General features: G+C 72.9%; 21 protein-coding genes and 1 pseudogene. 14 read left to right on the top strand and 8 right to left on the bottom strand.

Annotated elements, in window-relative coordinates:
- The first annotated feature begins 60 nt into the window (after nucleotides 1–60).
- The 3 genes from ACWDGI_RS28360 to ACWDGI_RS28350 all read left to right on the top strand — a co-directional run bounded on the left by ACWDGI_RS28360 (nucleotide 61) and on the right by ACWDGI_RS28350 (nucleotide 3,284).
- Nucleotides 61–978: an NADP-dependent oxidoreductase gene (locus tag ACWDGI_RS28360; RefSeq protein ID WP_450763776.1), complete on the top strand. Its 918-nt coding sequence runs from the start codon at nucleotides 61–63 to the stop codon at nucleotides 976–978.
- Between the two features lie 178 nt (nucleotides 979–1,156).
- Nucleotides 1,157–2,596 (top strand): MFS transporter, encoded by a 1,440-nt coding sequence (locus ACWDGI_RS28355; protein ID WP_450763654.1) that lies wholly within the window; start codon nucleotides 1,157–1,159, stop codon nucleotides 2,594–2,596.
- Between the two features lie 91 nt (nucleotides 2,597–2,687).
- Nucleotides 2,688–3,284: a cysteine hydrolase family protein gene (locus ACWDGI_RS28350; RefSeq protein ID WP_450763652.1), complete on the top strand. Its 597-nt coding sequence runs from the start codon at nucleotides 2,688–2,690 to the stop codon at nucleotides 3,282–3,284.
- Nucleotides 3,285–3,356: 72 nt separating this feature from the next.
- Here ACWDGI_RS28350 and ACWDGI_RS28345 read toward each other — a convergent pair whose 3' ends face one another.
- Nucleotides 3,357–3,806, bottom strand: coding sequence for a MarR family winged helix-turn-helix transcriptional regulator (locus ACWDGI_RS28345; RefSeq protein ID WP_450763650.1), 450 nt, complete (start codon nucleotides 3,804–3,806; stop codon nucleotides 3,357–3,359).
- An 83-nt stretch (nucleotides 3,807–3,889) separates the two neighbouring features.
- Here ACWDGI_RS28345 and ACWDGI_RS28340 point away from each other — a divergent pair, with 83 nt between their 5' ends.
- The 3 genes from ACWDGI_RS28340 to ACWDGI_RS28330 all read left to right on the top strand — a co-directional run bounded on the left by ACWDGI_RS28340 (nucleotide 3,890) and on the right by ACWDGI_RS28330 (nucleotide 9,640).
- Nucleotides 3,890–6,763, top strand: coding sequence for an AAA family ATPase (locus tag ACWDGI_RS28340; RefSeq protein ID WP_450763648.1), 2,874 nt, complete (start codon nucleotides 3,890–3,892; stop codon nucleotides 6,761–6,763).
- 364 nt (nucleotides 6,764–7,127) lie between these two features.
- The gene (locus tag ACWDGI_RS28335; RefSeq protein ID WP_450763646.1) at nucleotides 7,128–8,006 is read left to right on the top strand and encodes an LLM class F420-dependent oxidoreductase; all 879 of its coding nucleotides are present in this window, start codon (nucleotides 7,128–7,130) and stop codon (nucleotides 8,004–8,006) included.
- A gap of 77 nt (nucleotides 8,007–8,083) precedes the next feature.
- A complete protein-coding gene (locus ACWDGI_RS28330; RefSeq protein WP_450763644.1) occupies nucleotides 8,084–9,640 on the top strand; it encodes a GMC family oxidoreductase in 1,557 nt (518 codons plus the stop codon).
- A gap of 22 nt (nucleotides 9,641–9,662) precedes the next feature.
- Here the strand turns inward: ACWDGI_RS28330 and ACWDGI_RS28325 are convergent, their stop codons facing one another.
- The 4 genes from ACWDGI_RS28325 to ACWDGI_RS28310 form a co-directional block, all read right to left on the bottom strand.
- A complete protein-coding gene (locus tag ACWDGI_RS28325) occupies nucleotides 9,663–10,883 on the bottom strand; it encodes a low temperature requirement protein A (RefSeq protein ID WP_450763642.1) in 1,221 nt (406 codons plus the stop codon).
- Between the two features lie 129 nt (nucleotides 10,884–11,012).
- The gene (locus ACWDGI_RS28320; RefSeq protein ID WP_450763640.1) at nucleotides 11,013–11,465 is read right to left on the bottom strand and encodes a MarR family winged helix-turn-helix transcriptional regulator; all 453 of its coding nucleotides are present in this window, start codon (nucleotides 11,463–11,465) and stop codon (nucleotides 11,013–11,015) included.
- Nucleotides 11,466–11,627: 162 nt separating this feature from the next.
- On the bottom strand, nucleotides 11,628–12,104 hold the full coding sequence (locus tag ACWDGI_RS28315) for an MEKHLA domain-containing protein (RefSeq protein WP_450763638.1): 477 nt from the start codon (nucleotides 12,102–12,104) through the stop codon (nucleotides 11,628–11,630).
- A 164-nt stretch (nucleotides 12,105–12,268) separates the two neighbouring features.
- The gene (locus ACWDGI_RS28310; protein ID WP_450763636.1) at nucleotides 12,269–12,877 is read right to left on the bottom strand and encodes a MarR family winged helix-turn-helix transcriptional regulator; all 609 of its coding nucleotides are present in this window, start codon (nucleotides 12,875–12,877) and stop codon (nucleotides 12,269–12,271) included.
- A 179-nt stretch (nucleotides 12,878–13,056) separates the two neighbouring features.
- Between ACWDGI_RS28310 and ACWDGI_RS28305 the strand changes: the two are divergent.
- The 6 genes and pseudogenes from ACWDGI_RS28305 to ACWDGI_RS28280 all read left to right on the top strand — a co-directional run.
- Nucleotides 13,057–13,515: pseudogene (locus ACWDGI_RS28305) on the top strand (YceI family protein); the annotation flags it as partial.
- 135 nt (nucleotides 13,516–13,650) lie between these two features.
- Nucleotides 13,651–14,253: an NAD(P)H:quinone oxidoreductase gene (gene wrbA / locus ACWDGI_RS28300; protein WP_450763774.1), complete on the top strand. Its 603-nt coding sequence runs from the start codon at nucleotides 13,651–13,653 to the stop codon at nucleotides 14,251–14,253.
- 396 nt (nucleotides 14,254–14,649) lie between these two features.
- Nucleotides 14,650–16,260 carry a benzoylformate decarboxylase gene (mdlC, locus tag ACWDGI_RS28295; RefSeq protein WP_450763634.1) on the top strand — a complete coding sequence of 537 codons (1,611 nt, stop codon included), beginning with the start codon at nucleotides 14,650–14,652 and terminating at the stop codon, nucleotides 16,258–16,260.
- Nucleotides 16,261–16,271: 11 nt separating this feature from the next.
- Nucleotides 16,272–17,021 (top strand): SDR family NAD(P)-dependent oxidoreductase, encoded by a 750-nt coding sequence (locus ACWDGI_RS28290; protein WP_450763632.1) that lies wholly within the window; start codon nucleotides 16,272–16,274, stop codon nucleotides 17,019–17,021.
- A gap of 340 nt (nucleotides 17,022–17,361) precedes the next feature.
- On the top strand, nucleotides 17,362–18,495 hold the full coding sequence (locus ACWDGI_RS28285; protein WP_450763630.1) for an SPFH domain-containing protein: 1,134 nt from the start codon (nucleotides 17,362–17,364) through the stop codon (nucleotides 18,493–18,495).
- 49 nt (nucleotides 18,496–18,544) lie between these two features.
- Nucleotides 18,545–19,627, top strand: a complete 1,083-nt coding sequence (locus ACWDGI_RS28280) for a hypothetical protein (protein WP_450763628.1) — start codon at nucleotides 18,545–18,547, stop codon at nucleotides 19,625–19,627.
- Nucleotides 19,628–19,787: 160 nt separating this feature from the next.
- On the opposite strand, the gene ACWDGI_RS28275 is transcribed toward ACWDGI_RS28280, so the two are convergent.
- The 3 genes from ACWDGI_RS28275 to ACWDGI_RS28265 all read right to left on the bottom strand — a co-directional run bounded on the left by ACWDGI_RS28275 (nucleotide 19,788) and on the right by ACWDGI_RS28265 (nucleotide 23,222).
- Entirely contained in the window at nucleotides 19,788–21,119 is a 1,332-nt protein-coding gene (locus ACWDGI_RS28275; RefSeq protein ID WP_450763626.1) for an enolase C-terminal domain-like protein, read from the bottom strand.
- A 202-nt stretch (nucleotides 21,120–21,321) separates the two neighbouring features.
- On the bottom strand, nucleotides 21,322–21,996 hold the full coding sequence (locus ACWDGI_RS28270; RefSeq protein WP_450763624.1) for a response regulator: 675 nt from the start codon (nucleotides 21,994–21,996) through the stop codon (nucleotides 21,322–21,324).
- A complete protein-coding gene (locus ACWDGI_RS28265; protein WP_450763622.1) occupies nucleotides 21,993–23,222 on the bottom strand; it encodes a sensor histidine kinase in 1,230 nt (409 codons plus the stop codon). Before ACWDGI_RS28265 ends, ACWDGI_RS28270 begins: the two co-directional genes overlap by 4 nt.
- A 174-nt stretch (nucleotides 23,223–23,396) precedes the next feature.
- On the opposite strand from ACWDGI_RS28265, the gene ACWDGI_RS28260 reads away from it, so the two are divergent.
- Nucleotides 23,397–24,089 (top strand): ABC transporter ATP-binding protein, encoded by a 693-nt coding sequence (locus tag ACWDGI_RS28260; RefSeq protein WP_450763620.1) that lies wholly within the window; start codon nucleotides 23,397–23,399, stop codon nucleotides 24,087–24,089.
- A complete protein-coding gene (locus tag ACWDGI_RS28255) occupies nucleotides 24,086–26,428 on the top strand; it encodes an FtsX-like permease family protein (RefSeq protein WP_450763618.1) in 2,343 nt (780 codons plus the stop codon). Before ACWDGI_RS28260 ends, ACWDGI_RS28255 begins: the two co-directional genes overlap by 4 nt.
- Nucleotides 26,429–26,477: the final 49 nt, after the last annotated feature.

Raw genomic sequence — 26,477 nt, 5'->3', positions numbered from 1 at the left:
CGGCATGCGGCACAGGGCCGTCGAGGCCTGTCCGAACCGGAGGAGAGCGGTGATCACGCGATGAAGGCGGTGCGGTTCCACACGTACGGCGGGATCGATGTGCTGCGGGTGGAGGAGGTGGAGCGGCCGGAGCCCGGCCCCGGACAGCTGCTGGTCGAGGTCCGCGCGGCCGGGATCCAGCCCGGTGAGGTGATGATCCGCGAGGGCGCACGGCACGGACGCTGGCCGGCGTCGTTCCCCTCCGGGCAGGGCAGCGATCTGGCCGGCGTGGTGACCGGGGTCGGCCCCGAGGTACGCGGTTTCGCGGTGGGCGACGAGGTCCTGGGCTTCACCCACGGCCGGGCGAGCCACGCCGAGTTCGTCGTGGTCGACGACGTGAACGTGGTCTCCCGTCCGCGGGGGCTGTCCTGGGACGTGGCCGGGTCGCTGTACGTGGCCGGCACGACCGCGTACGCCAGTGTGTTCGCGGTGGATCCAGGGCCGGCGGACACGGTCGTGGTCTCCGGTGCGGCGGGCGGCGTGGGGTCGCTGGCCGTGCAGCTGGCGCGGCGGCGGGGCGCGACGGTGATCGGGCTGGCGGGCGAGCGGAACCACGCCTGGCTGACGGAGCGTGGCGTCGTCCCCGTCACGTACGGGGAAGGCGTCGCCGAGCGGATCCGGCGGGCCGCGGGCGGGAAGATCGACGCCTTCGTCGACACCTTCGGCGACGGCTATGTGGAGCTGGCGGTGGAGCTGGGTGTGCGGCCCGAGCGGATCAACACGATCCGGGACTGGCAGGCCGCGGCCAAGGTGGGCGCGCGGACCTACGGGGAGGGTTCGGCGGCGTCCGCGGTCGTCGTCGGCGAACTCGCCCGGCTCGCGGCGCGCGGGGAGCTGGAGGTGCCGATCGCCCGCGTCTACCCGCTGGAGCAGGTGCGGGACGCCTTCCGCGACCTGGAACGACGGCACACCCACGGCAAGATCGTGCTCCGGCCCTAGGGACGCGACCTGGTCCGCCGGACGGGCCCTGACCCCGCCGGGACCCGGCCCGTGCTCGCGGGCCCGGCGGACGGCCGGGGGTCTCCTCCCACCGAGATAGGCAGGCAGCCTGCTATAGTTTGACAGGTAGCCTGCCTAACTCTGCGGGCCGCACATGCGGGACGGGAGGAGCAGCACCTTGGGAACCACCGCCGACGCCGCCTCCGTACAGCAGGGGAAGGCACAGCAGGAGAAGGCTCCGCCGGGCAAGCCCTTCGGGGCCTCCTTCGTGACCCCGCTGTACATGGGCGCCGTACTCAACCCGATCAACAGCTCGGTGATCGCGCCGGCCCTGGTCGCGATCGCGGCCGCGATGCACACCTCCGTGGGCGGCACCGCGATCCTGATATCGAGCCTGTATCTGACCAGCGCGATAGCCCAGCCCGCGGCCGGCCGGCTGGCCGAGGAGTTCGGGCCCCGGCGGGTGTTCTTCGCCGGCATCCTCCTCGTCCTGGCCGGCGGTGTCCTCGGCGCGGCCGCCCGGAACATGCCGTCCCTGGTCGCGGCCCGGGTGCTCATCGGGGCCGGCACCTCCACCGGCTACCCCTCCGCGATGCTGCTGATCCGCCGCCGGGCCCGGGACACCGGCATGCAGGATCCGCCCGGCAGCGTCCTGGGCGGTCTGGCGATCGCGGGCGCCGCCACCGTCGCCGTCGGACCCGCCGTCGGCGGCCTGCTGATCGGCCGGCTCGGCTGGCAGACGGCGTTCTGGATCAACGTCCCCGTGGCCGTGGCCGCCTTCGTCATGGTCGCGGTCTGGATCCCCGAGGACACCGACCGGGTGCGCGGGCGGTCGGCGCGCACCCTCGTCTCCCGTCTCGACCTGGCCGGCATCGCCGGCTTCGGCGGGGCGCTCACCGCGCTGCTGGTGTTCCTGTCCTCGCTGCCCAGCCCGGAGTGGCCGGCCCTCGGCCTGTCCGTCGTGATCGCCGCCGTCCTCGTGGCCTGGGAGCTGCGCGCCGCCAACCCGTTCCTGAACGTCCGACTGCTCGCCTCGAACCTCGCGCTCACCCGTACCTACCTGCGCAACGGCCTGACCCTGCTGGGCACTTACGTGATCCTTTACGGGCTCACCCAGTGGCTGGAGGCCTCCCGGGGACTCACCGCCTACCAGTCGGGCCTGGTCCTCGTCCCGATGGGAGTCCTGTCGGCGGTCTCCGCCCGGGTCGTGTCCCGGCGCGGCCGGGTCCGCGCACCGCTGGTCGTCTCCGCGGTGCTGCTGCTCGTGGGGGCCGTCGCCACCGTGTTCGTGGACGGCGGCACGCCCGTGGCCGTGGTGGTCGCGATCACCGCGGTGTTCGGCCTCACCTCCGGGGCCGGCACGGTGGCGAACCAGACGGTCCTGTACCAGGAGGCGCCGCACGACAGCGTCGGCACCGCGTCCGGACTGCTGCGCACCTTCGGTTACATCGGCTCCATCGCCTCGGCGGCCATCACCGGCACCGCGTTCCACACGCACGTCGACGACACGGGCCTGCGGCACATCTCCTGGGCGCTGGTCGGCATCGCCGCCGTCGTCCTCGTGATGACGGTCCTCGACCGGCAGCTGGCACACACCGACCGGCACCCCACCCCCTGACCACTCTCCCCGACCGGCCGAACCCTCCGGAACCACCCGAAACCACCCGTAACCGCCCGTAACCGCCCGGCAAGACAAGAAAGTTCAGGTAATGACCACCACCGTCCCGCACCTCGACCCCGCCCGCACGGCCCTGTTCCTCATGGACTTCCAGCCGGCCGTCCTCGCCGCCGTCCCCGACCCGGACCAGGCGCTCGCCCGCGCCCACGCGGCCCTGTCCTGGGCCCGGTCCAACGACGTCCAGGTCGTCCACGTCCGGGTCGCCTTCGCCCCGGCGGACTTCGCCGCCGTGCCCGAGCTCAACAAGTCCTTCACCCCCGTCGCGCGGAGCGGGTTCCTCGCCGACGGCAGCCCCGAGGCCGCGCTGCACGAGTCGTTCGAGGTGCGGGAGCGGGACATCACCGTGCGCAAGACCCGTATCAGCGCCTTCGCCGGCACCACCGACGTCCGTGAACTGCTGCGCGAGCAGGGCATAGACACCCTGGTACTCGCCGGACTGTCCACCGGCGGGGTGGTGCTGACGACCCTTCGGCAGGCGGCCGACGACGACTTCGGGCTCTACGTCCTCAAGGACGCGACCGGTGACCCGGACCCCGAGGTCCACCGGGTCCTGACGGAGAAGGTCTTCCCGAGCCAGGCACACGTCATCGAGACCGGTGAGCTGCAGGCACTGACCAAGTCCGCCTGAGGCCGGACGGCGGAGGTGCCCCTCCCGTCCGGAGGGGCACCTCTGCCGTGTCCCGGATTGCCTGCTCGGCCGTCACCGCCCGCTGTCCGCGATCCTGTTCATGATCGCCGCGGCCTGGAGCAGGGTCTCCCGCTCCTCCGGCCGCAGATGCGCGTCGATCGCCGCGCCGAGCCAGGTCGCCCGCGCGACCGGGATCATCCCGAACAGGGCCCGCCCCTCGGGCGTGGCGTGGATGAGGGTCTTACGGCCGTCGCCCGGGTCCTTGCTGCTGGCGATCAGGCCCCCGGCGCGCAGCGACGCGAGCGTCTCGGCCATCGACTGGCGGCGCACGTGCTCGGCCTGCGCCAGCTCGCTGGCAGTGACCGGACCCTCCTCGACGATGCGGCCCAGCGTGGTCAACTGCGACCAGCTCCACCGCATGTCACTGGGGGCCGACTCGGTGCGCAGCCGGGCGCGCAGCCGGGTCATCGCCTTCATCAACTCGGCGGCGACCTCGGCCTCGGGCCTTGGGTCACTGGTCATCGGTCCACCCTACCCAGCGCCCACCCGGCATTTTGATCAACTATTTGCGCCGTCAAGCATTTTGCGAGGGCTATATTCGAACGGTGAGCACCTCCGAAAGGCGTCGTCAGACCGAGGAGCCGTGCCGATCGCCGTCGAGCGGGGTCCAGCTGCTCGGGCGTGAGGCCGAACTGGCACTGATCGACTCGCTGCTCGCCGGTCCCGGCCAGGGCAGCTCCGGTCTGCTGCTGCACGGCGAGCCGGGGGTGGGAAAGACGGCGCTGCTGGACGCCGCCGCGGCACGGGCCACGGCGTACGGGATGCGGGTGCTGCGCGCCGCCGGATCACAGGCCGAGGTCAAGATCGCGTTCTCGGCGCTGCACCAGCTGCTGTACCCGGTCCGCCACGACGTCGACCGGCTGGCCGAACACCATCGGGACGCCCTCCACCAGGTCTTCGATCTGGCCCGGAGTCCGGCTCCGGAGCCCCTGGTGTCGACGGCGCTGCTCGCCCTCCTGGAGCTGACCACCGCGGAGCGCGGGCTGCTGCTGATCGCCGACGACGTGGCCTGGTTCGACGAGGCCAGCGCGGCCGTCCTGGGATTCGCCGTACGACGGATCGCGGATGCCCCGATCGTCTTCCTGGCCGCCTCCCGGACCGGGACCGAGGACCTCTTCCGCCGGTCCGGACTTCCCGAGCGCACGGTCGAGTCGCTCGACACCCGATCGGCGGGCGCCGTCCTGGACGCCTGCTCCCCCGGGCTGGCCCCCGTGGTGCGCCGACGGCTGCTGGCCGAGGCCGACGGCAACCCGCTGGCGCTCCAGGAACTGCCCGTGCCGCTCACCGAGCGGCAGCGCGCCGGCCAGGATCCACTGCCCGACCGCCTCCCGCTGTCCCGACGCCTGGCGGCGACCTGCGCCGGGCTGCTCGCCGAGCTGCCCGCGCCGACCCGCAGGCTCATGCTGCTGGCCGCCCTGGACGCGGATGCCGGGCTCACCGTGCTGCGCTCCGCGGCGCAGGGCTCGGCCGACCTCGACGACCTGGTCCCGGCCGAGCGGGCCGGTCTGGTCCGCGCGCCCGCGGCCGGCTGCGGTCTCACGTTCTGCCACCCGCTGATCGGCACGGCCCTGAGGGAGCTGGCTCCGCCGCGCGAACGCCGGGCCGCGCACGAGGCGCTGGCCACCGCCCTGGCCGACGATCCCGAACGCCGGGCCTGGCATCTCGCGGAGGCCGCCGCCGCGCCCGACGAGTCGGTGGCGCGGGCGCTGGACGAGGCCGCGCTGACCGCCTGGCGGCGCGGCACCGGATCCCCCGCCGACCGGCCGGCGCCGGCCGGCGCACTGCTCTCCGACCGGCGGCGGATCGCCGCGTCCGCCGCGGTCACGGCGCTGGTGCGGGCCGGCGAGCTCAGTCCGCATCCGGTCGACCGGTCCCGCCGTCTGGTCGAGGCCGCCTTCCTCGCCACCATGACCGGCCAACTCGACCAGGTGAACCGGCTGTTGGCGGACGCGGGGCAGACCCCGGACACCCCGACCGGGCTGGTCTTCGCCGCCACCGCCCATCTGCTCACCCATGACGGAGGCGATGTCGACACCGCCTACCGGCTGCTGGCGCAGGCCCTCGACCATGTCGCCTGCGAGACGGACAAGGGCGACTGGGACCGGCTGGGGATCCTGTACACCCTGTTGCTGGTCAGCCTCTTCACCCTCAGACCCGAGCCGTGGAAGCTGCTCGACACCGCGATGGCCCGGTTCCCGCCGTCGGCGGTCGGCACGTTCCGGCTGTGCTACGACGCGTATGTCGATCCCACCCGCAAGTCCGACGCGATCCGGGAGGGCCTCGCGGACGCGTTCGCCGAGCTGCCCGTCGACGCGGCCCCCTGGCAGATCGTCCCGCTGGGTTTCGCCGCCGTCGCCCTCGACGCCCTGTCCGACTACCGGTGCCTGCTGCTGCGCATGATCGAACGGGAGCGGGACGGCGGCGCGATCGGCATGGTGATCCCCGCGCTGCTGCTGCTCTGCCAGGACTCCTACGTGCACGGGCAGTGGGACGAGGCGGAACGGCTCGCCCAGGAGGGGCTGGACCTGGCTTCGGCGTACGGGTACCAGTTCTGGGAACGGCAGCTCCGGGCCGTGCTGGCCTCGGGCGCGGCGCTGCGCGGCAACGCGGATCTCGCCCGTGTCCGCAGCGAGGAGACCACGACCTGGGCGGCGCCGCGCGGCATGGACGTGACGGAGGGCTACGCGCGGTCGGCGCGCAATCTCGCGGCCATGGGGCAGGGCGACTACGAGGAGGCCCTCGTCCAGGCGGCGCGGATCGGGCCGCCCGGTGCCCCCACCTCCGGCGTGCCGGGCCGGTGGATGGTCCTGGACTTCGTGGAGGCGGCGGTCCGAACCGGCCGTGTCGAGGACGCCCGGGCGCATGTGCGGGCCGCCCAGGAGGCCGGGATTCCGCGGATCGGGCCGCGTACCGAGCTGATCACGGCGGGGGCGGCCGCCGTGGCCGCCGACGACGCGGAGGCCGGCGCCCTGTTCGAGGCCGCCCTGGCCCTTCCCGACACCGCGCGCTGGCCCTGGGACCACGCGCGCATCCAGTTCGCGTACGGCCAGTGGCTGCGCCGCACCCACGACATGGCCGGGGCCCGGACCCAACTGGGTGCGGCCCTGGAGACGTTCGACCGGATCGGCGCCGAGACGATGGCCCAGCGGGCCGCCGCCGAACTGCGCGCCACCGGCGTCTCCGTCGTCCGGCCCGACACGGCGCCGGATCAGCTCACCGCCCAGGAACTGCAGATCGCCGAGCTCGCGGCGACCGGCCTGAGCAACAAGCAGATCGGCGAGCGGCTGTTCCTCTCGCACCGCACGGTCGGCTCCCATCTGTACCGGGTGTATCCCAAACTGGGTATCACCTCACGCGCAGCTCTGCGCGGCGCGCTGGAGGCGATGTCCGCCGCGGAACAGGACGACGAGACGCCGTAGCGCACGCGTCGCGGTCGCAGTAGCGGAACCAGTCGAATGACGGGTGGTACCGGACCGCGACGCCGACAGCCTCCGCCCGTCACGCGCTCCCAGGCCGAGGCGAAGTCGGCGCCACGGCACCCTCGTTCGCGGAGGACTCCATGCTCAGTTCGCCCAACGCGTTGCTCTCGCGCGGCCTGCTGGCCGTCGCCAATCGTCCACGGCATCTCGGCGGTCTTCGCCTCCTCGGAGGTGCGCCGCAGGCACCGCACGCAGCCGCTCGGCGGCTGACCGATCATCCAATTTCCTTGCTTGACAAAGCACATAGTGGCCCCGGCATACTCGACGGCGACAGCCCTGGCGGCCCACGGCACGGAAGGCCCGCATGAACCTCGGCATCGCCATCGCGGATTTCACCCAGCCCGGCGGCCCGGCGGGCATCGCCCGTCACGTGGCACAACTCGCCCGTAACGCCGAGGAGTTCGGCTTCACCCGGATCGCCGTCATGGACCACCTCTTCCAGATCGGGATCGTGGGCCCCTCCGAGCAGGAGATGCTGGAGGCGTACACGACGCTGGGCTATCTGGCCGCGGCCACCGAGCGGGCGGAGCTGCTCGCCCTGGTGACCTCGGCCGGCTATCGCGAACCCGGCCTGCTGGCCAAGATGATCACCACGCTCGACGTCCTCTCCGAAGGCCGCGCCGCCCTGGGCATCGGGGTCGGCGCGGGCTTCAACCTCGCCGAGGCGCGCGGACTCGGGCTGCCGTTCCCGCCCGTCGCGGAGCGGTTCGAGCGGCTGGAGGAGACCCTGCGGATCTGCCTGCAGATGTGGAGCGACGACGAGAAGCCCTTCGCCGGCCGCCACTACCGCCTCGAACGCACCCTCAACTCCCCGGGCACGCTGCGCCGTCCCCATCCGCCGATCCTCATCGGCGGCTCCGGCGAGCGGAAGACGCTGCGGCTCGTCGCGGAGTACGGGAACGCCTGCAACCTCTTCCACGGCCCGGACCTCGCACGCAAACTCGACGTGCTCCGCCGGCACTGCGACGAGGTCGGGCGCGACTACGCCGAGATCGAGAAGACGGTCCTGCTCCCCCTCGACCCCGGAGCGCACGGCGAGCATGTCCCGGCGCTGCTGGCGGAGTTGCGGCGGCTGGACCGCATCGGCATCGGCCACGTCATCGGCCCGGTCCGCGGCGCCGACCAGCAGGCCGCCCTCCGGCTGCTGGGCGAGCGGGTGGTACCGGAAGCGGCGCGGATCTGACCACCGGTCACACCGCGAGAGCCCCGTACAGTGTTTTATTTGCTTGCCGAAGCAATACACATGACAAGGAGATTCAGATGACCACGAACGACCACCCCGACCACCCCGGCCACCCTGGCCACCCCGGCCGCCCCGAGACCGATGTCGTCATCGTCGGCGGCGGCTCCGCGGGCGCCGTGCTCGCCGCCCGGCTCAGCGAGAACCCGCGGCGCACCGTCCTGCTGATCGAGGCGGGGCCGGACTACCCCGCCGGCCGGGTCCCCGCGGGACTGCTGACCCCGCACCTGCTGGCGGACCCCGACCACGACTGGGGCTACAGCGCGCGGGCCACCGACCGCGCCCCGGGCATCGCGGCGCCGCGCGGCCGGGTCATGGGCGGCAGCTCCGCGGTGAACGCCGGTGTGGCGATCCGGGCGCGGGCCGCGGACTTCGCCGCCTGGAGCGAGCGGTACGGCATCAAGGGCTGGTCCTACGAGGAGGTTTTGCCGGCCTTCCGGGACCTGGAGAACACACCGTCCGGCGCCGACGCCCACCATGGACGGACCGGCCCCCTCCCGATCCGCCAGTGGACCTACGAGGAACTCACCTCCCCCATGCGGGCGTTCGTCGACAGCGCCGCCGGCCTGGGCTTCCGGCGCAACGACGACTTCAACGGCGACCGGCAGGACGGCACCGGCGCCTACCCGGTCAACATCGTCGACGGGGTGCGCCAGAACACCGCGCTGGTGTACCTGACGCCGCAGGTGCGCGGCCGCCGCAATCTGACGGTGCTGAGCGGCCTCACAATCGACAGGGTGCTCGTCGAGGACGGCAGGGCGCGCGGTGTCGTCGACGCGTCGGGCACCGTCCACCGGGCCGGCGAGGTGGTGCTCAGCGCCGGCGCGTACGGCAGCCCGGCCATCCTGCTGCGCTCCGGAGTCGGCCCGGCCGAGGATCTGCGGGACCTCGGCATCGACGTGGTCGCCGACCTTCCCGTCGGGCGCCGGCTCCAGGACCACCCGTTCTTCCACTCGCTGTTCGCGCTCGCGCCCGAGCACCAGGGCATGACGTCCGCGTTCGCCGCCCATCTGTGGCTCGCCTCGCGGGATGCGCTCCCCGGTGAGCTGGACCTGGCCGTCGTGGGCACCCATCTGCTGGACGGCTCGTTCAGCCCGACCGGCGGGGCGATGGTGCTGGCGGCGGCCGTCACCCGGCCGGAGTCGCGCGGCTCGGTGCGGCTGGCGGGCCGTGATCCGCACGCCGCCCCGGTCATCGACGACAACTACCTGGCGACGGACCGGGACCGGCGTCGCATGCTGGAGGCGGTGCGGCTGGTGCGCCGCCTCGCGCGCAGCGCGCCCCTCGCGGGCGCGGTGGTGGCGGAACTGGTACCGGGCGATGCCGTGGGCAGCGACGAGGAGCTGGCGGCGGCGATCGAGACCGGTGTCGCCACCTACGGCCACCCGACGTCCACCGCCCCGATGGGCGGACCCGAGGACCGGTGGGCCGTCGTCGACGAGACCGGCGCCGTCAAGGGGCTGGCCGGGCTGCGGGTGGTGGACGCCTCGATCATGCCGGAGGTGCCGTCGACCGTGACCAACGCGACCACGATCATGATCGCGGAGCACATCGCCCGCCGGGTGTACGGCGGTTGAGGACGCTGTCGGCCGCCGCGGGTCAGCGGTCCGGTGTCTCGTCGCGGCCCAGCCGGCGGGCCACGGCGAGGCCCCAGGGAACGCCCAGGAGAACGACGAGCGCCGACCCGAGCAGGAGCGGTGCGGGACGGGCGGCGCCGAGGGCCAGGGCCGCGAGGGCCACGGCGGCACAGGTGCCGGCGAGCGGACGGTAGAGCTCCCGCTCGTCCCGCCAGGCCTCCAGGCCGGACGCGAGCAGCATCGTCGCGGCCAGTACGACGGCCACGCCCCCGCACACCACCCAGGCCGTCGCGACGGGCGTGCGGTCGGCGTGGGCGTGCTCGACCAGGCCGACCATCGCGGCCCCCATGGCGGTCACCGCCGCCGTCAGCGGCAGGTGGGTGAGCATCCAGCCCAGGGTCACCGTGCGGGTGCGCCGGGGCGGACGGTGGCCGGCGAAGTCGAAGTACGTCCACCAGGCACCGAATCCGACCACCACCGCCACGAGCCCGACGGCGAGGCTCATGACGGTGGTCGGCTCGCTCGCCAGCCCGTCCACGACACCGGTCACGGTCTCGCCGAGCACGATGATGATGAGGAGCCCGAACCGCTCGACGAGCGCGTCGGTGAGGGCGAGCGCCGTTTCCTGGGCCGGAGCGGCCGCGAGGAGCATCCAGGCGAACCCGGCGACAAAGGCGAGGGCCAGCAGTCCCCAGGTCAGCAGGCGGGTGTCGGCCGGCAGGCCGGCGCTGGCGAAGAGGACGACCGCGCAGGCCGCCGTGCCGATCACGTACAGCCGGGTGGGTCTGCGGAACTCGGCGGAGCTGCCGCGTCCGGCCAGGAACCAGAGCGCGGCCAGGACGGCGAACAGGATGCCGGCGTTGATCGCGAAGTGGGCGCCTTCCGCGCCGCCGGCCTCGGGGATGAAGGCCCCGAGCGGGACGAGGACGAGGATCTGCAGGAGGAAGAGGCTGCGGCCCCTGGCGTCGTCGTGGCCGTGCAGATCGTGGTGGAGCGTGCCGTTGAGCCAGGCGATCCAGACCAGCGCGAAGACCACGGCGAACTCGCCGAGACCGTGCCAGGAGAGATGCGCAGCCAGATGGTGGGCGGCCTGGGCGACCAGGACGACGACGACGAGGTCGTAGAAGAGTTCCAGCGGGCCGACCACCCGGTGCCGGGGCTGGTCGCCGTGGACCCTCGGCGGCCGCCACAACTGGCGTCGCAGCCGGGCCCACCGCTCCTGGCTCTCCGGGTTCGGGGTCATGCCCGGGGTCTCGGCCGAGGTCGCTGCTGCATGACTTCTCTCCGGGTCGCGGGCCGGAGGTGCGCTTCCGGCGCTGTTTTACACCCGTATATTAGCAGCCGGGGGTCGACCGATCCCGGCCCGCGAAGCTCAGTCGAGCTTCTCCACCACCGCTTCGAACTGCCGCACCATGGCCGGCACCGACCTGCCGTCGAGGAGGTCGACGACCCGCTTGCGGGCGCTCGCCAGATGCACCGGGTAGGCGTCCTGGAGGCGCTTGAGCCCTTCCGGGGTGAGGGTCGCGACATTGCCGCGGGCGTCACCCTCGTAGCGCCGCTTGACGACCTGGCCGCGGTTCTGCAGCGCCTCCACGACCCGGGTGATGCGGCTCGCCGACAGGGCGGTGGCCGAGGCGAGGTCCGTCATCCGGAGCTCCTGGTTCTCGGCTTCCGAGAGGTTCATCAGGACGACGTACTCGGTGAGCGTGAGTCCGGTGGACCGCAGCAGATCGTCGTCCAGCGAGCGCGGCAGCGCGACGATGACGCGCATCAGGGCACGCCAGAAGCGTTCTTCTTGGGCGGTCAGCGGATCCTCGTCACTCATCACATCACGATAGCGTGCTCAAGCAAGGAGTCTCAACCTTGCGGACCACGTCAGGGGCTGTTCGGGGGCCGGCCGGACAGCCTCCGGCCGAGGCGCTCGGGGCCTGCTCGACGATCTCGGCGACGGAGCCGAAAGGGGACCGGGCGCCCCGCGGGCCGCCCGTCAGATGTCCGTCCACGAACGGAAGACCGCCGCCTGGCCGTGGCAGGTGCCGTCCAGGTCGAGGAGGTTCCACATCGTGACGTCCTCTATCCAGAACCTGCGGCCGGACCGGGCGATCCTCACCCCTCGGTAACCGGAGGCGAATCCGCGCTCCGTCACCGATCGCACGAGGGCGTTCCTGTCACCCTGCCGGTCCGGGTCGGCGGACAGCCGGGACGGGAGCCGGACGAACTCCTCCCAGCCGTACTCGAAGCACTTCTGCGCGGTCCTGTTCGCATAGACGAAGACCGGATCCGCACCCGCGTCGTGTGCGAGCAGCCCGAAGGGCGCGGACTCGTAGAGCCGGCGGGCCGCTTCCTCCGGGTCGGGGAACACCGAGGGACACAAAGGGGTGCCGGTCAACCGCTGATGACTGGAGAGGAGAAGGTGTGCGAAGCCCGGCCCCCGCCGGTGCTCTTCATGCAAGTTCCGGACCATCGGTGACCACCTTTCGTCGTTTCCCGACGGGATGGTTCCACAGCGCGGCCAAGGCGACCGACCCGTGGCCGCGCGGTGACAGCGGGTGGGTGCAGCCCCTTCAGCAAGGGTGCCTCCAGAGGGCGGAGGTCGAGCTGTACTCGGCCCCCCGGTCCCGGCTTGGGTCAGATGACTGCTTCCCGGTAGCCGGAGGCCGCCGCCGGGTACCCGGGGGGTTCCTCGGCGTCGGCCGCCGCGGCCGCCTCGGCCTCGGCCGCGACCCAGTTCGCGGGACTCTCCTTGCGGCCCGCGCCCCGTTCGTACGGGGAGAGGAGGGGCTCGGCCAGCGACCCCACCTGGTCGGCCAGCCGCCGCACCAGAGCGGGATCGACCTGGTCCATGACGCGCCTGCGGGCACTGGCGAGGTGCGCCGGATAGGCGCCGAGCAGCCGTTGCCGGCCGGCCTCGGTGAGCGCGGTGACGTATCCGCGGGCGTCCGTGCAGTGCCGCCGCTTGGTCACCAGGCCCTGGTCGCGCAGGTTCTCCACCACCCGGGTGATGCGGCTCGCGGACAGGGCGGCCGCCGAGGCCAGCTCGGTCATCCGCATGCTGCCGTCCTCGGCCTCGGAGAGATGCATCAGGACGATGTACTGCGTGAGCGACAGGCCCGTGGCGCAGAGCAGGTCCTCGTCGAGCGCCCGCGGAAGAGCGACCAGCATCCTCTGCAGCGCACGCCAGAGTCGCTCCTCGTCGGTGTTCAGCGGACAGCTGGGCTCGGGTGACTGTGCGGACATGTACCGGCCTCCCTTCCGTAGTGCCCCGGTCCTACCACTGAAGCACATCATTACTTGCTTGACAAAGCATTTAGGGGCGCGCCAGGATGCTTGCCAAGGCAAGCAACAGCGCCGTAGCGGACCAGCCGCGCGACGCCAACCGAGAGGCCAGCAGGGCATGAACGTCCCATTGCCCCCCCTTGGGGACCTACGCGGTCGATCCGGAGCGGTCGTCCATCGGCTTCAGCACGCGGCACATGTTCGGCCTGGGCAGGGTGGACGGCACCTTCCGGGTGGAGTCGGCGAGCATCACGATCGCCGAGCCGGTCACCGAGTCGGCCGTGACCGCCGTCGTCGACGCGGGCAGTTTCCACACCGGGACTCCGCGCCGGGACGACCACGTGCGCTCCCCCGCCTTTCTGCACGCGGAGCGCCACCCCGGGATCCGGTTCGAGTCGACCGGGGTGAGCCGGGACACGGCCGGCGTCTGGGTGGTCCACGGCCACCTCACCGTCCGCGGTCACCGCGCGCCGGTCGAGCTGACGGTGGACGCGCTGTCCGTCGAGAGCGGCTCGCTGAAGATCTCGGCCTCCGCGACCGTCGACCGGTACCGCCACGGGCTGACCGCGGCGAAGGGGCTCGCGGCACGTCACCTGCGGCTCTCCCTGTCCGCCACCGCCCATCCCACCTCCGGCGCCACGACGGCTTCCGCCGTCGGCACCGAGGCGGCTCACGCCGCCGGAAGCAAGGCGGCGTCCGCCGCCGAGACCACAGCACAGCGAGAGGAATTCCCCATGGCTCCCAAGGTCGCCGTCATCTACTACTCGTCCACCGGTACCGTCCACGAGCTGGCGGAGGCGGTCGCCGACGGCGCCCGCAAGGAGGGCGCGGAGGTACGGCTGCTGCGCGTGTCCGAGCTGGCGCCCGAGGAGGCCATCGCGAGCAACGACGCCTGGTCGGCGCATGCCGCGGCCACCAAGGACATCCCGGTCGCCACCGCGGCCGACATCGAGTGGGCGGACGCCGTGGTCTTCGGCACCCCCACCCGGTTCGGCAACATCGCCAGCCAGCTGAAGCAGTTCATCGACACGCTCGGCGGCCTGTGGGCGCAGGGCAAGCTGGCCGACAAGGTCTACAGCGGCTTCACCGCCACGGCCACCGCGCACGGCGGCCAGGAGTCCACGCTGCTCGCGCTCTACAACTCCGTCCACCACTTCGGCGGCATCCTGGTGACCCCCGGCTACACCGACCCGGTGAAGTTCGTCGACGGCAACCCCTACGGCACCAGCCACGTCAACGGCCAGGGCGCGATCCCGGTCGACGACACCGCCCGGAGCGCCGCCGAATACCAGGGCAAGCGGGTCGCCTCCGTCACCGCGCGCTTCAAGGCCGCGTGACCGTCGGTGACGCGGACGGCCGGGTGCCGGCGGCGGAGCTGCCGCCGGCACCCGGCCGGGTCACGGTGGATGCCTGACCGCGGTCATGCCTCGCCGAGATCGTCCCGGTCGGTGAGGCGCTGCGGTCCGTCGGCACCCTCCGATCGACCGAGGTCATGAAGGTGTTCGTAGCACCCGACGGCTGAGTCCACACTCCGACGGCCCAAGGTGATCCGGCTTCGGTCATCCGACTGACGCCCGAACTGCGACGGGTGCCCGCGTCCGGCCGAGCCGGGCCGGAGCCGTCGTCTCAGCAGACGCTTCAGTCATCGGACGGAAGGCGTGGCGGCCGCACCCCGGCCAGTATGGGGGTGATCATCCCGATATCGGGCCCGCCACGAGAACCGGCAGGTTGCCATGACCGAGCAAGCCACCGTCCGCAGCGTGACCTACGACCTGCTGCGCTCCCTCGGACTCACCACCGTCTTCGGTAATCCGGGTTCGACCGAGCAGCCGTTCCTGCAGGAGTTCCCCGAGGACTTCACCTACGTACTGGCCCTGCAGGAGGCCTCCGTGATCGCCATGGCCGACACCTTCGCCCAGGTGACCGGCCGGCCCGCGCTGGTCAACGTGCACTCCTCGGCCGGGCTGGGCAACGCCGTGGGCAATCTGGTGGCCGCCTACCACGGCAGCACCCCGCTGATCGTCACCTCGGGGCAGCAGCACCGGGAACTGCTGATCGGCGAGCCCTACCTGGGCAACCGGGAGGCCACCACGCTGCCCAAGCCGTGGGTGAAATGGTCGTACGAACCCGCACGCGCCGAGGACGTGCCCGAGGCCTTCCTGCGGGCCTACGCGATGGCACTGCAGCCGCCCGCCGGTCCCGTCTACCTGTCGATCCCCATGGACGACTGGAAGCGGCCGCTGTCCGGCTTCACCCGCACCCGGACCTTCAGCGACCGGGTGCTGCCCGACCCGGACCGGCTGCGCACCTTCGCCGACCGCATCTCGGCCAGCAGCCGTCCCGCGCTGGTCTTCGGGCCGGAGGTCGACAAGGCCGGCGGCTGGGACGTGGCCGTCGCGCTCGCGGAGAGACTGCGCGCGGCCGTCTACGGCTCCCCGCTGCTGGACCGCGCCTCCTTCCCCGAGGACCACCCGCTCTTCCGCGGCCCCCTCGGCATGTCGGTGAAGACCATCAGCGACCGACTCGCGGGACACGACCTGGTCGTCGTGATCGGCGCAGAGGTGTTCCGGTACTACCCCTACGTCCCGGGCCCCTACCTGCCGGAGGGCACCGAGCTCCTCCAGATCACCGGCAACCCCGACGTCGCCGCGTCCGCGCGCGTGGGCGACAGCCTGCTGGGCGACCCCAAGGCGGCGATCGAGCAGCTCCTGGACGCGGTCGAGGAGGGCACCGCCCGGACCGCCCCGCAGCCGATGGAACGTCCCCGGGTGCTCCCGGAGGCGCCGAACAGCCCGCTGACCCCGCCGGAGGTCTACGCCGCCCTGAGCAGCGTCAAGCCGGCCGACGCGGTCATCGTCAACGAGTCGACCTCCACGATGGCCCAGCAGATCGAGTGGCTGCCCACCACCCGGACCGGTTCGTTCTTCGCCACGGCCAGCGGCGGCATCGGGTGGGGCGCGCCGGCGGCCGTGGGCGTGGCCCTGGCAGACCGGCACCGGGGCGTGACCCGGCCGGTCGTCGGACTGATCGGCGACGGCTCCTTCCAGTACTCCGTGCAGTCCGTCTGGACGGCGGCGCAGCATGGGCTGCCCATCGTCTACGTCGTGATGCGCAACCAGGAGTACTCGATCCTCAAGTCGTTCGCCGTACTGGAGGAGACGCCGGGTGTCCCGGGCCTCGACCTGCCCGGCCTGGACATCGCCGGCGTGGCACGCGGCTTCGGCTGCCACGCGGTCGACGTCGAGACGACCGAGGACCTGCAGCGCGAGTTCAAGGCGGCCCTGAGCGCGGACACCACCACCGTGATCGTGGTGGCCACCCAGCCCCAGAAGGCGATGCTGTAACGGGAGCAGTGATGGATCTCGGACTCGAGGACCGCGTCTACATCGTCACGGGCGGCACCCGCGGCCTCGGCCTGGCCGCCGCCCGCGAACTGACCGCCGGCGGGGCGAAGGTGGTGGTCAGCGGGCGCAGCACGCACTCGCTGGCCGCGGCCGAGGCGGAGCTCGGCGGCCCCGGGCAGGCCGTCGGCGTCGTCGCCGACAACGCCGACCCCGGGGCCCCGGACCGGCTGATCACCTCGGCACACGAGGCGTTCAAGGGGCTGGACGGCGTGCTCATCAGCGTCGGCGGCCCGCCGACGGGCACCACGGACGCCATCGACGACGAACAGTGGCGTACGGCCTTCGAGTCGGGCTTCCTGGGCGCGGTGCGGCTGTCGCGGGCGGTCGCCGCGCAGCTCGGCGAGGGCGGGGTGATCGGCTTCGTCCTGTCCACCTCGGTGTACGAGCCGATCCCCGGCCTCGTCGTCTCCAACGCCCTGCGCCCGGCGCTGGCCGGCTACGCGAAGACCCTCGCGGGGGAACTCGGCCCCCGGGGCGTCCGCGTGGTCGGCCTGGTGCCGGCCCACATCGGGACCGACCGCACCCTCGAACTCCAGTCGATCACCGGTGACGCCGACAGCACCGCCGCGGGCATTCCGCTGCGACGCCTCGGCACCCCGGAGGAGTTCGGCCGCACCGCCGCCTTCCTGCTGTCGCCCGCCGCGTCGTACGTGACGGGCGCCATGGTGACGGTCGACGGCGGAACGCGGGCCAGTTTCTAGCCGCTCCTCACGGTCAACTCTCCTTGGCGCAATCCCACTTGACCATAATGCTTGCCGAAGGGAGCAACTGGTTCGGCGGGAGAAGTCGAGGACGCGGAGCCGAGGCCGACCTGGAGTGGGCACCGGGCCTGCTGATGCACGGGGTCCGGCGGCTTCCCGTGTCGGTCGTGCTCCGGGGACTCCGCCCGGCCGGGGCCGGTCCCCACCCGCCCGTAGTCGCGCCGACCCCGTTGGGCATACTGTCGGCTGATCGCCTGATCACCGCGCCGCCGCCGTTCCGGGGCCGGCCGGGGAGCGGCGGTCTCCGGAGCGCGGGGAGTGGGGGATTGCTGTGGGGCTGATGGACCGCATCCGCGGTGAGTTCATCGACATCATCGAGTGGACCGACGACGGCCGGGACACCATCGTGTGGCGCTTTCCGCGCTACGGCAACGAGATCAAGATGGGCGCCCGGCTCGTGGTGCGCGAGTCGCAGGTGGCCGTCTTCGTCAACGAGGGGCGGCTGGCCGACGTCTACCCGCCCGGCACGTACACCCTCTCGACCCAGAACATGCCGGTCCTGTCCACGCTGAAGGGCTGGAAGCACGGGTTCGAGTCGCCGTTCAAGGCCGAGGTCTACTTCGTCACCACCCGGCAGTTCACCGACTTCAAGTGGGGCACCCAGAACCCGGTGATCCTGCGGGACGCCGAGTTCGGCATGGTCCGGGTGCGCGCCTTCGGCACCTTCGCCGCCCAGGTGGTGGACGCCGCCGCACTGCTGCGCGAACTGGTCGGCACCGACCCGCAGTTCCGCACCGAGGAGGTCGGCGAGCACCTGCGGCAGCTGATCGTCTCCAAGCTGGGCTCCGCGCTGGGTTCGTCGGGCGTGCCCCTGCTGGACCTCGCCGCCCGGCAGGACGGCATCGGGCAGCAGCTGGCCAAGGCGCTGACCCTGGAGCTGGCCTCGACCGGCATCGCCATCCCCCGCTTCTACATCGAGAACATCAGCGTCCCGCCGGAGGTCGAGGCGGCGATCGACACCCGCTCCCGGATGACGATCACCGGCAATCTGGACGACTACGCCAAGCTCCAGGCGGCCGACGCGATTCCGATCGCCGCCGCCAACCCCGGTACCGGCGGCGACGCCCTCGGGCTGGGCGTGGGCATGGCGCTGGGCCAGCGGATCGTGCAGAGCACGTCCGGTACGGCGGCTCCCCCGGTCCCGGTGACGCAGGCCCCGGCGCAGCCCGCACCCGCCCCCGCCGACGTCCCGCCGCCGCTGCCCACCGCACCGCGCTGGTTCATCGCCGTCGGCGGACAGCAGCAGGGCCCGTACGACGAGAGCGCGCTGGCCGGGCAGGTGGCGACCGGCAATCTGACCCGTACGACGCTGGTCTGGCGCAGCGGGCAGGCCGCCTGGCAGCCCGCGGACCAGGTCCCGGAGCTGGCGTCGCTGCTCGCCGACGTCCCGCCGCCGCTGCCCCCGCAGGGCTGAGATCCGCCCTCCGGAAACCTCCCGGCACCAGGGCACAAGGAGAAGTGAGTTGACGGATCAGGATGTCGCGCCGGCGCCCGACCGGGCGTTCCAGTGCGAGGCGTGCGGCGGGGTCAGCGAGTACGCGCCCGGGACGTACGCGCTGCGCTGCCCGTACTGCGAGCACGAGCAGGACATCACGCCGGTACCGCGGCAGGTGACCGAGCACCCGATCGAGGAGCTGGCCGCGCTGCCCCGCCGGGCATCCGCGCCGGGCCGGGTGAAGGTGTACGCCTGCCCCGGCTGCCATGCGGTGACCGAGAGCGACACGCTCAGCGACAAGTGCCCGTTCTGCGCCACCCCGCTGGTCGCGGACGCCTCCGCCACCGAGCGCGTGGTACCCGAGGCGGTACTGCCCTTCGGGGTGGGCCGCGAGCAGGCCCGTGACGCGCTGGCGCAGTGGACCAGATCCCGCTGGTTCGCGCCCGACGAGCTGAAGAAGGTCACCGAGGCGGAGACCTTCCGGGGCAGCTATCTGCCGCACTGGACGTACGACGCCGAGACCACCACCCGGTACACCGGCGAACGCGGCGAGTACTACTGGGTGGAGGAGAAGGACTCCGAGGGCAACACCCGGCGGGTGCGGCACACCCGCTGGCACCGCAGGTCCGGAACGGTCGGCCGGTTCTTCGACGACGTGCTGGTGCCCGGCAGCGGCCAGGTGCCGGAGAAGGAACTGGACAAGCTGGCCCCCTGGCCGCTGGAGGAGACGGTTCCCTACCAGGAGGAGTACCTGGCGGGCTTCCGTACCGTCCGGTACGACGTCGAGCCGGAGGCCGGCCTGGAGTCGGCGAAGGCGCGGATGGCGCCGGTGATCCGCGCCGACTGCCGGCGGGACATCGGCGGCGACGAGCAGCGGGTGCACTCGATGTCCACCTCCTACAGCGGCCTCACCTACAAACTGGTGCTGCTGCCCGTCTGGTTCCTGACCTACCTCCACGCCGGCAAGGCGTGGCCGGTGATGGTCAACGCCCGTACCGGCGAGGTCATCGGCGAACGGCCGTACAGCGCGGTGAAGATCACCCTGGCATCGGTGGGCGGCGCGCTGCTGATCGCCCTGGTGGTGCTGCTCGTGGTGATGCTGCGCAACTGAGGACGCCGGCGGCGGCCGGGCTCCGGACGGGCGGGCACTGATCGGAGCCGGGCCGGGTGCGCTGCTCGGGGTCACCGACATCGACGGCTCCCGGCCCCGGTCCGGGCGCTACACGCAGGTCGGCCCGCCCCAGCCTGCCGGGCTGACAGCCCTCGTGCGGCTAGCGCACCAGACAGGGCCGCCTGGCGTCGAAGGTCCAGCCGTCCACGAGGTAGCGCATCCCGGTCGCGTCGTCCCGGCCCGCGCCGAGGTTCCGCTCCTCGTGAAGGGCGTGGGCCGCGAGCAGCCGGTCCTGGTCGAGGCGGATGCCGAGCCCCGGGGCGTCGGTGACGGCGACCTCGCCGTCGACGATCCTCGGGGGCGCCACGGTGAGGCGCTCCCGGCCCTCCTGCCAGATCCAGTGGGTGTCCAGGGCGTTGTAGTCGCCGGGGGCAGCGGCGCCGCAGTGGGCCATCATGGCCAGGGAGATGTCGAAGTGGTTGTTGGAGTGGCATCCCCAGGTCAGCCCCATCTCGTGGCAGAGCTGTGCCACCCGTACCGAACCGCTCAGGGTCCAGAAGTGCGGATCCGCGAGCGGGATGGAGACCGACTGCAGGGCCAGGGCGTGGGTGAGCTGCCGCCAGTCGGTGGCGATCATGTTGGTCGCGGTGGGCAGTCCGGTGGCCCGGCGGAACTCGGCGAGGATCTCCCGCCCGGAGTAGCCGCCCTCGGCCCCGCAGGGGTCCTCGGCATACGCGAGGGTGCCGAGCAGCGGCCGGCACAGCTCGACGGCCTCCCGCAGGGACCAGGCGCCGTTGGGGTCGAGGGTGATCCGGGCCTCGGGGAAGCGTTCCTTCAGCGCCTGTACGGCCTTGACCTCCTCGGCGCCCGCCAGGACCCCGCCCTTGAGCTTGAAGTCCCGGAAGCCGTAGTGGTCGTAGGCCGCCTCCGCCTGCCGGACGATCGACTCCGGGGTCAGGGCCTCCTCCCGGCGGATGCGGTACCAGTCCACGTCGGCGTCGGGTTCGCGGAGGTAGTCCAGGTCGGTGCGGTCGGGGTCGCCGACGTGGAAGAGGTAGCCGAGGACGCGTACCGAGTCGCGCTGCTTGCCGTCGCCGAGCAGGGCGGCGACAGGTACCTCCAGGTGCTGGCCGAGCAGGTCGAGGAGGGCGGACTCGACGGCGGTGACGGCGTGCACGGTCGTCCGCAGGTCGAAGGTCTGCTCGCCGCGGCCCCCGGCGTCCCGGCCGCCGAACGCCTCCCCCATGGCCCGCAACACCCGTTTGTGGTCACCCAGCCGCGCGCCGACGACCAGGGACTCGGCATCCCGCAGCGTTCGGGTGATCGCCTCCCCGCCGGGCACCTCACCGAGCCCCGTCCGGCCCTCGGAGTCCTCGACGACCAGGACGTTGCGGGTGAAGAACGGGGCATGGGCACCGGAGAGGTTGAGCAGCATGGAGTCCCGGCCCGCCACCGGGTACACGGAGAAGCGGGTGACGACGGGCTGGCTCATGGGGAACGTCCTTACCGGAGAGGGGCTTGCACACCACGGCCACGCCGACGGCCATGAGTGGAGGCGTGCCGGTTCCCCTGGTGAACCGGGCGCCACATCCATGTCCATGAATGATGCCCGTGTACAGAGACTACGTCTACATACGGAGACGGAGGCTTGGCACCCCGGCTGGCGGAGTCCACGGCGCTGTGCGGCGGGGCTCCTACCGGCCGCCCGGCGTGACCAGTCCCGTCTCGTAGGCGACGACCACCGCCTGGGCGCGGTCGCGCAGGGAGAGTTTGCCGAGGACGCGGGAGACATGGGTCTTGACGGTGGCCTCGGAGAGGTGGAGGCGGGCGGCGAGTTCGGCGTTGGACAGCCCCTGGGCGAGCAGGCGCAGGACGTCGAGTTCGCGCGGGGTGAGCTGGCCGAGGTCGCGATGGAGTGCGGCGCTGTCGGCGCCGACGCGGGCGAAGCGTTCGACGAGGCGGCGGGTGATGGCGGGCGCCAGCAGCGCGTCACCGTCCCTGACCGTGCGGACCGCGGCCGTCAGGTGCTCGGGGGTGACGTCCTTGAGCAGGAAGCCGCTGGCTCCGGCGGACAGCGCCGCGTACACGTACCGGTCGAGGTCGAAGGTGGTCAGCATCAGGATCCGGGGCGGCTCAGGGGTGGCGAGGATCCGGCGGGCCGCCTCCAGGCCGTCCAGCTCGGGCATCCGGATGTCCATCAGGACGACGTCGGGCCGGGTACGCCGGACCGCGTCCAGGGCCTGGTGGCCGTCGGTGGCCTCGGCGACCACCTCGATGCCGTCGGCGGTGAGGATCAGCCGGAAGCCGGTGCGCACCAGAGCCTGGTCGTCCACGACGACGACCCGTGGCGGACTCACCGATGAACTCACGCGCTCTCCAGGGGAATCAGGGCGCGGACCCGGTAACCGCCCAGCGGTAGCGGTCCGTCGCTCAGGGTGCCGTCGTGCACGGCGAGCCGCTCACGCAGCCCGATCAGGCCGCGCCCGTTGCCCGTGGCGGCGCCCGGTCCGCGGGTGCCGCCGGAGTCGGTGACCTCGACCCGCAGTTCGTCGTCGCCGTACTCGACGCGCACGCTCGCCTTCGCACCGGCCGCGTGCTTCAGGGCGTTGGTCAGCGCCTCCTGCACCACCCGGTAGGCGGTCAGCTCCACGCCACCGGGCAGCGGCCGGACCGTCCCGGACACCGTGAGCTCGACGGGCGTTCCGGTGTCGCGGGTGCGGTCGATCAGCGGTCCGAGCCGGTCGAGGCCCGGCTGCGGATCGAGGGCCGCCGCGCCGGGATCGTCCATGGTGAGCAGTCCCATCACCTGCCGCAGCTCCCCCATCGCCGTACGCCCGCCCGCCTCCACCGCCAGCAGCGCCTCGCGCGCCTGCTCGGGCGAGCTGTCCATGATCTTCCGGGCGGCCCCGGCCTGGATGACCATCACGCTGACGTTGTGGGTCACGACATCGTGCAACTCCCGGGCGATCCTGGCCCGTTCGTGCTCCACGGCCCGGCGCGTCTCCTCCGCCCGCCGCCGCTCCAGCTCCGCCAGCCGGGCCCGGCTCTCTTCGGCCCGGACCTTCCAGGTGCGCAGTCCGAGGGTGGCCAGGACCAGCGGGGCGGAGATCATCAGCGGCACGTACTGGGTGGGAACGGTGGGCTCGACGCCGAACGGGGTGTGCGGCACCGATCTGCCGATGGTGAGGCTGAGCAGCACGGCGGACGCGAGCGAGGCCCTCGCCGCCGCCCGGTAACGGCTGTAGGCGGCGGCGCTGTAGGCGGCGACGACACAGGCGTAGAAGGTGAGCCGGGTGACGTCACCCGGGGTGGCCGCGTTCGCCGCCAGCACGATCCAGAGCACGGCCAGTGGGTGGCGGCGGCGCCAGACGAGCGGCACGGAAGCCAGGAACGCCAGGCAGATCAGACCCACCGTGCTGTGCCGCCCGGTCGGGTCGTCCGGGTCCACCGCGTACTGGACCTCGCAGACGAGGACGAGCAGGGCGAGGGCGGCGTCGAAGAGCCGCCCGCGCACGGTGGGTTCGGGCACGGGACCGCTCGGCTCCGCCAGTGCGCGCAGTCGTACCAGCGGGCCGGGCGCCCAGGTCGTCGTCATCCTCCTATTCTCGGCACCCCCCAGGGCCCCTGGCATCCCTCCCCGGACTACATCTCGCGGATGACCCCGCCGCCGCTACCTCCGACGCGGTACGGCGATTACGCCCCGCGCCCGTCGTGCCCGGCGCGGCCCGTTCCCTAGCGTCGGCGGCCACCGAGGGACGGAGACCCACCGATGACGACACCGCTGATCGAACTGCGGGGCGTGACCAGGCGCTACGACGCCGGACCGGCCGCGCTGCTGGACGTGACCCTGACCGTGGCACCCGGGGAGGCCGTCGCGGTGCTGGGGCCTTCCGGCAGCGGCAAGTCGACGCTGCTGAACCTGATCGCCGGCCTGGACCGTCCTGAGGAGGGCACGGTGACCGTGGACGGCGTCCGGGTGGACCGGCTGGGCGAGGCGGGCGCGGCCCGTTACCGGCGGACCAGGGTCGGGATGGTGTTCCAGTTCTTCAACCTGCTGGACGACCTGACCGTCGCCGACAACGTCGTGCTGGCCGCCCGACTCGCCGGAACGGGACGGCGGGAGGCCGCCCGCCGGGCGGCGGAGCTGCTCGAAGCGCTGGGCATCGCGGCGCATGCGACCGCCTACCCGGGCCGGCTCTCCGGCGGCCAGCGGCAACGCGTCGCCGTGGCCCGGGCGTTGATGAACCGGCCCGCGCTGCTGCTGGCCGACGAGCCGACCGGTGCGCTGGACTCCGCGTCCGGCGCGGACGTCAGCCGTCTCCTGAGGGAACTCAACGCCGACGGCCAGACCCTGGTCCTGGTCACCCACGACCACGATCTGGCCAGGGCGTGCACCCGGCGCACCGTACACCTCGCCGACGGCCGGATCAGCACCGACGTCAGGACGGAGGCGGTCCGATGAGCGCCCTGGTCCGGGTCGTGCGGTCGGGCATGGCCCGGCGCCGTACCCAGACGCTGGTCATCGCCCTGGCCGCGCTGCTGGCGGTGACGGCGTCCGTGCTGGCCGGTGCGCTGCTGGTGGCCTCCCGCGCGCCTTTCGACAAGGCGTTCGGGAAGCAGCACGGGTCCCAGCTCACCGCGCAGTTCGACGCGCACCGGGCCAGCCCGGCCCAACTCGCGTCCGCCGCACACGCGTCCGGGGTGACGGGGTCGTCCGGTCCGTTCCCGACGGCGACCGCCACGCCGGACGGCGCGGGCGCGCTGTCGGTCGTCGGTCGGGCCGGACCCGGCGGGGCGGTGGACCGGCTCACCGTGACCGCGGGCCGGTGGGCGCGGCGGACCGGCGAGATCGTGCTCGCGACGGACCCGGACGGACCGCCCGTACGGCTCGGGCAACGGCTGGACTTCCCGGACCTGCCCGGCAGTCCGACGCTCACCGTGGTGGGCACGGCCCGCTCGGTCAGCCGTACCGCCGACGCGTGGGTGGTGCCGGCGCAGATCGCCGGGCTCACCGCGTCCGGTCGTGCCGACGGCTATCAGGTGCTGTACCGCTTCGCCCACGCCGCCACCGAGGCGCAGGTGGCCCGGGACCGTGCGGCGGTGGCGGCGGCCGTACCGGCGGGAGCGCTCTCGGGCGCCCGGTCCTGGCTCGCCGTACGGCAGTTCGCGACCCGCGAGACCGCCCTGTACGTGCCGTTCCTCGTCGCCTTCGGGGTGCTGGGGCTGGTGATGTCGGCGCTGGTCGTCGGGAACGTGGTGGCCGGCGCGGTGGGCACCGGGCTGCGGCGGATCGGCGTCCTCAAGGCGGTCGGCTGCACTCCGGGGCAGGTCGTCCGGGCATATGTGGCGCAGGCGCTCGTGCCCGCCGGGATCGGCACCGGGCTGGGCCTGGCCGCCGGGCACCTGCTCGCCACCCCGCTACTGGCGGACACCTCGGCCGTGTACGGGTCGGTCGGGCTCGGGGTCTCCGCCGGGGTCGATCTGGCGGTCGTGGGCGGGGTGCTGGGCGTGGTGGCCGGCACGGCGTGGCTCAGCGCCTGGCGGGCCGGCCGGCTGCGCACGGTCGACGCGCTGGCCGTGGGCCGCACGCCGGCGGCGGGCCGGGGCCGTACGGCGGCACGGCTGGCCGCGCGGCTGCCGGTACCGCGGGCGGTGGGCCTCGGCCTGGTCCGGCCCTTCCACCGGCCCGCCCGCGCCGCCTCGATGGTCGCGGCGGTCGTCTTCGGCACGGCGGCGGTCACCTTCGCCGTCGGGATGGCCGCGTCCCTGGGCGAGGTGATCGCGGCCAAGAACCACAACGCGGCCGACGTGACCGTGACCGCCCGGCAGCCGGGAGGTCCGGGGCGCGTGCCGCCGGGCAGCACACGGGTGACGGCGGACGAGGCCGCCGCCGTGCGGGCCGCGATCGCCGCCCAGCCGGGCACCCGCGACCAGTACGGCAGCGTCACGGCCGAGGCGAAGGTCGCCGGGGTGACGGGGGACGTGCCGGTGTTCGCCTACGACGGCGACGCCTCCTGGGGCGGGTTCACCATGGTCTCCGGCCGATGGATCCACGCGGCGGGCGAGGCGGTCGTACCGGCCCCGTTCCTGACCGCGAGCGGAGCCGAGGTGGGCGGCACGGTCACGGTCACGGTGAACGGCACGCCGGTGCGGATTCGGATCGTCGGCGAGGTCTTCGACATCGGCCAGCAGGGCATGCGGGTCTTCACCGACCTGGCCACCCTGCGGACGGCCGCGCCGGACCTGCACCCGTCCGACCACGCGGTGCGGCTCGTCCCGGGCACCGACGCCGACGCGTACCTGGCTCACCTCGACGCGGCGCTCGAGCCGTTCGACGTCACGGCCACCGACTCCAAGTCGGTCAACGGCAGCGACGGCGTGGTCGCTCTCGACACGCTGGCGGCCACGCTCACCCTGATCCTGGTGGCGGTGGCCGGACTCGGGGTGCTGGGCGGGGTCGTGCTCGACACCCATGAGCGCATCCGGGACCTGGGCATCCACAAGACGCTCGGGATGACACCCCGGCAGACGGTGACGCTGGTGATCGCCTCGGTCGTGCTGCCGGGGCTGGCGGGCGGGGCGCTGGGGGTCCCGCTGGGTCTCGCCGTGCACCGTACGGTCATGCCCGCCATGGGTGACAGCGCCGGACTGCGCCTGCCGGACGTGGTCCTGGACGTCTACCGGACACCGGAACTGCTCCTCCTCGCCCTGGGCGGCACGGTGATCGCGGTCTTCGGCGCGCTGCTCCCGGCGGGCTGGGCGGCCCGGGTCCGTACGGCGACGGCGCTGCGCACCGAGTAGTCAACGACCGCTTCTGGACCGGTCGGTGACGAGAGGTGAGACTGGGGGA

The organism is Streptomyces sp. NPDC001220, from assembly GCF_053597895.1.
The sequence above is the reverse complement of the archived record's forward strand: the minus strand, read 5'-3'. Positions and strand labels throughout refer to the sequence as shown.

Bases quoted from the DNA above. Each gene is read 5' to 3' on its own strand.
- ACWDGI_RS28255 (WP_450763618.1), top strand. From the start codon at position 24,086: ATGAGCGCCCTGGTCCGGGTCGTGCGGTCGGGCATGGCCCGGCGCCGT.
- ACWDGI_RS28335 (WP_450763646.1), top strand. From the start codon at position 7,128: ATGAACCTCGGCATCGCCATCGCGGATTTCACCCAGCCCGGCGGCCCG.
- mdlC (WP_450763634.1), top strand. From the start codon at position 14,650: ATGACCGAGCAAGCCACCGTCCGCAGCGTGACCTACGACCTGCTGCGC.
- ACWDGI_RS28285 (WP_450763630.1), top strand. From the start codon at position 17,362: ATGGACCGCATCCGCGGTGAGTTCATCGACATCATCGAGTGGACCGAC.
- ACWDGI_RS28290 (WP_450763632.1), top strand. From the start codon at position 16,272: ATGGATCTCGGACTCGAGGACCGCGTCTACATCGTCACGGGCGGCACC.
- ACWDGI_RS28275 (WP_450763626.1), bottom strand. From the start codon at position 21,119: ATGAGCCAGCCCGTCGTCACCCGCTTCTCCGTGTACCCGGTGGCGGGC.
- ACWDGI_RS28345 (WP_450763650.1), bottom strand. From the start codon at position 3,806: ATGACCAGTGACCCAAGGCCCGAGGCCGAGGTCGCCGCCGAGTTGATG.
- ACWDGI_RS28265 (WP_450763622.1), bottom strand. From the start codon at position 23,222: ATGACGACGACCTGGGCGCCCGGCCCGCTGGTACGACTGCGCGCACTG.
- wrbA (WP_450763774.1), top strand. From the start codon at position 13,651: ATGGCTCCCAAGGTCGCCGTCATCTACTACTCGTCCACCGGTACCGTC.
- ACWDGI_RS28315 (WP_450763638.1), bottom strand. From the start codon at position 12,104: ATGGTCCGGAACTTGCATGAAGAGCACCGGCGGGGGCCGGGCTTCGCA.
- ACWDGI_RS28310 (WP_450763636.1), bottom strand. From the start codon at position 12,877: ATGTCCGCACAGTCACCCGAGCCCAGCTGTCCGCTGAACACCGACGAG.
- ACWDGI_RS28325 (WP_450763642.1), bottom strand. From the start codon at position 10,883: ATGACCCCGAACCCGGAGAGCCAGGAGCGGTGGGCCCGGCTGCGACGC.
- ACWDGI_RS28350 (WP_450763652.1), top strand. From the start codon at position 2,688: ATGACCACCACCGTCCCGCACCTCGACCCCGCCCGCACGGCCCTGTTC.
- ACWDGI_RS28260 (WP_450763620.1), top strand. From the start codon at position 23,397: ATGACGACACCGCTGATCGAACTGCGGGGCGTGACCAGGCGCTACGAC.
- ACWDGI_RS28320 (WP_450763640.1), bottom strand. From the start codon at position 11,465: ATGAGTGACGAGGATCCGCTGACCGCCCAAGAAGAACGCTTCTGGCGT.
- ACWDGI_RS28330 (WP_450763644.1), top strand. From the start codon at position 8,084: ATGACCACGAACGACCACCCCGACCACCCCGGCCACCCTGGCCACCCC.
- ACWDGI_RS28360 (WP_450763776.1), top strand. From the start codon at position 61: ATGAAGGCGGTGCGGTTCCACACGTACGGCGGGATCGATGTGCTGCGG.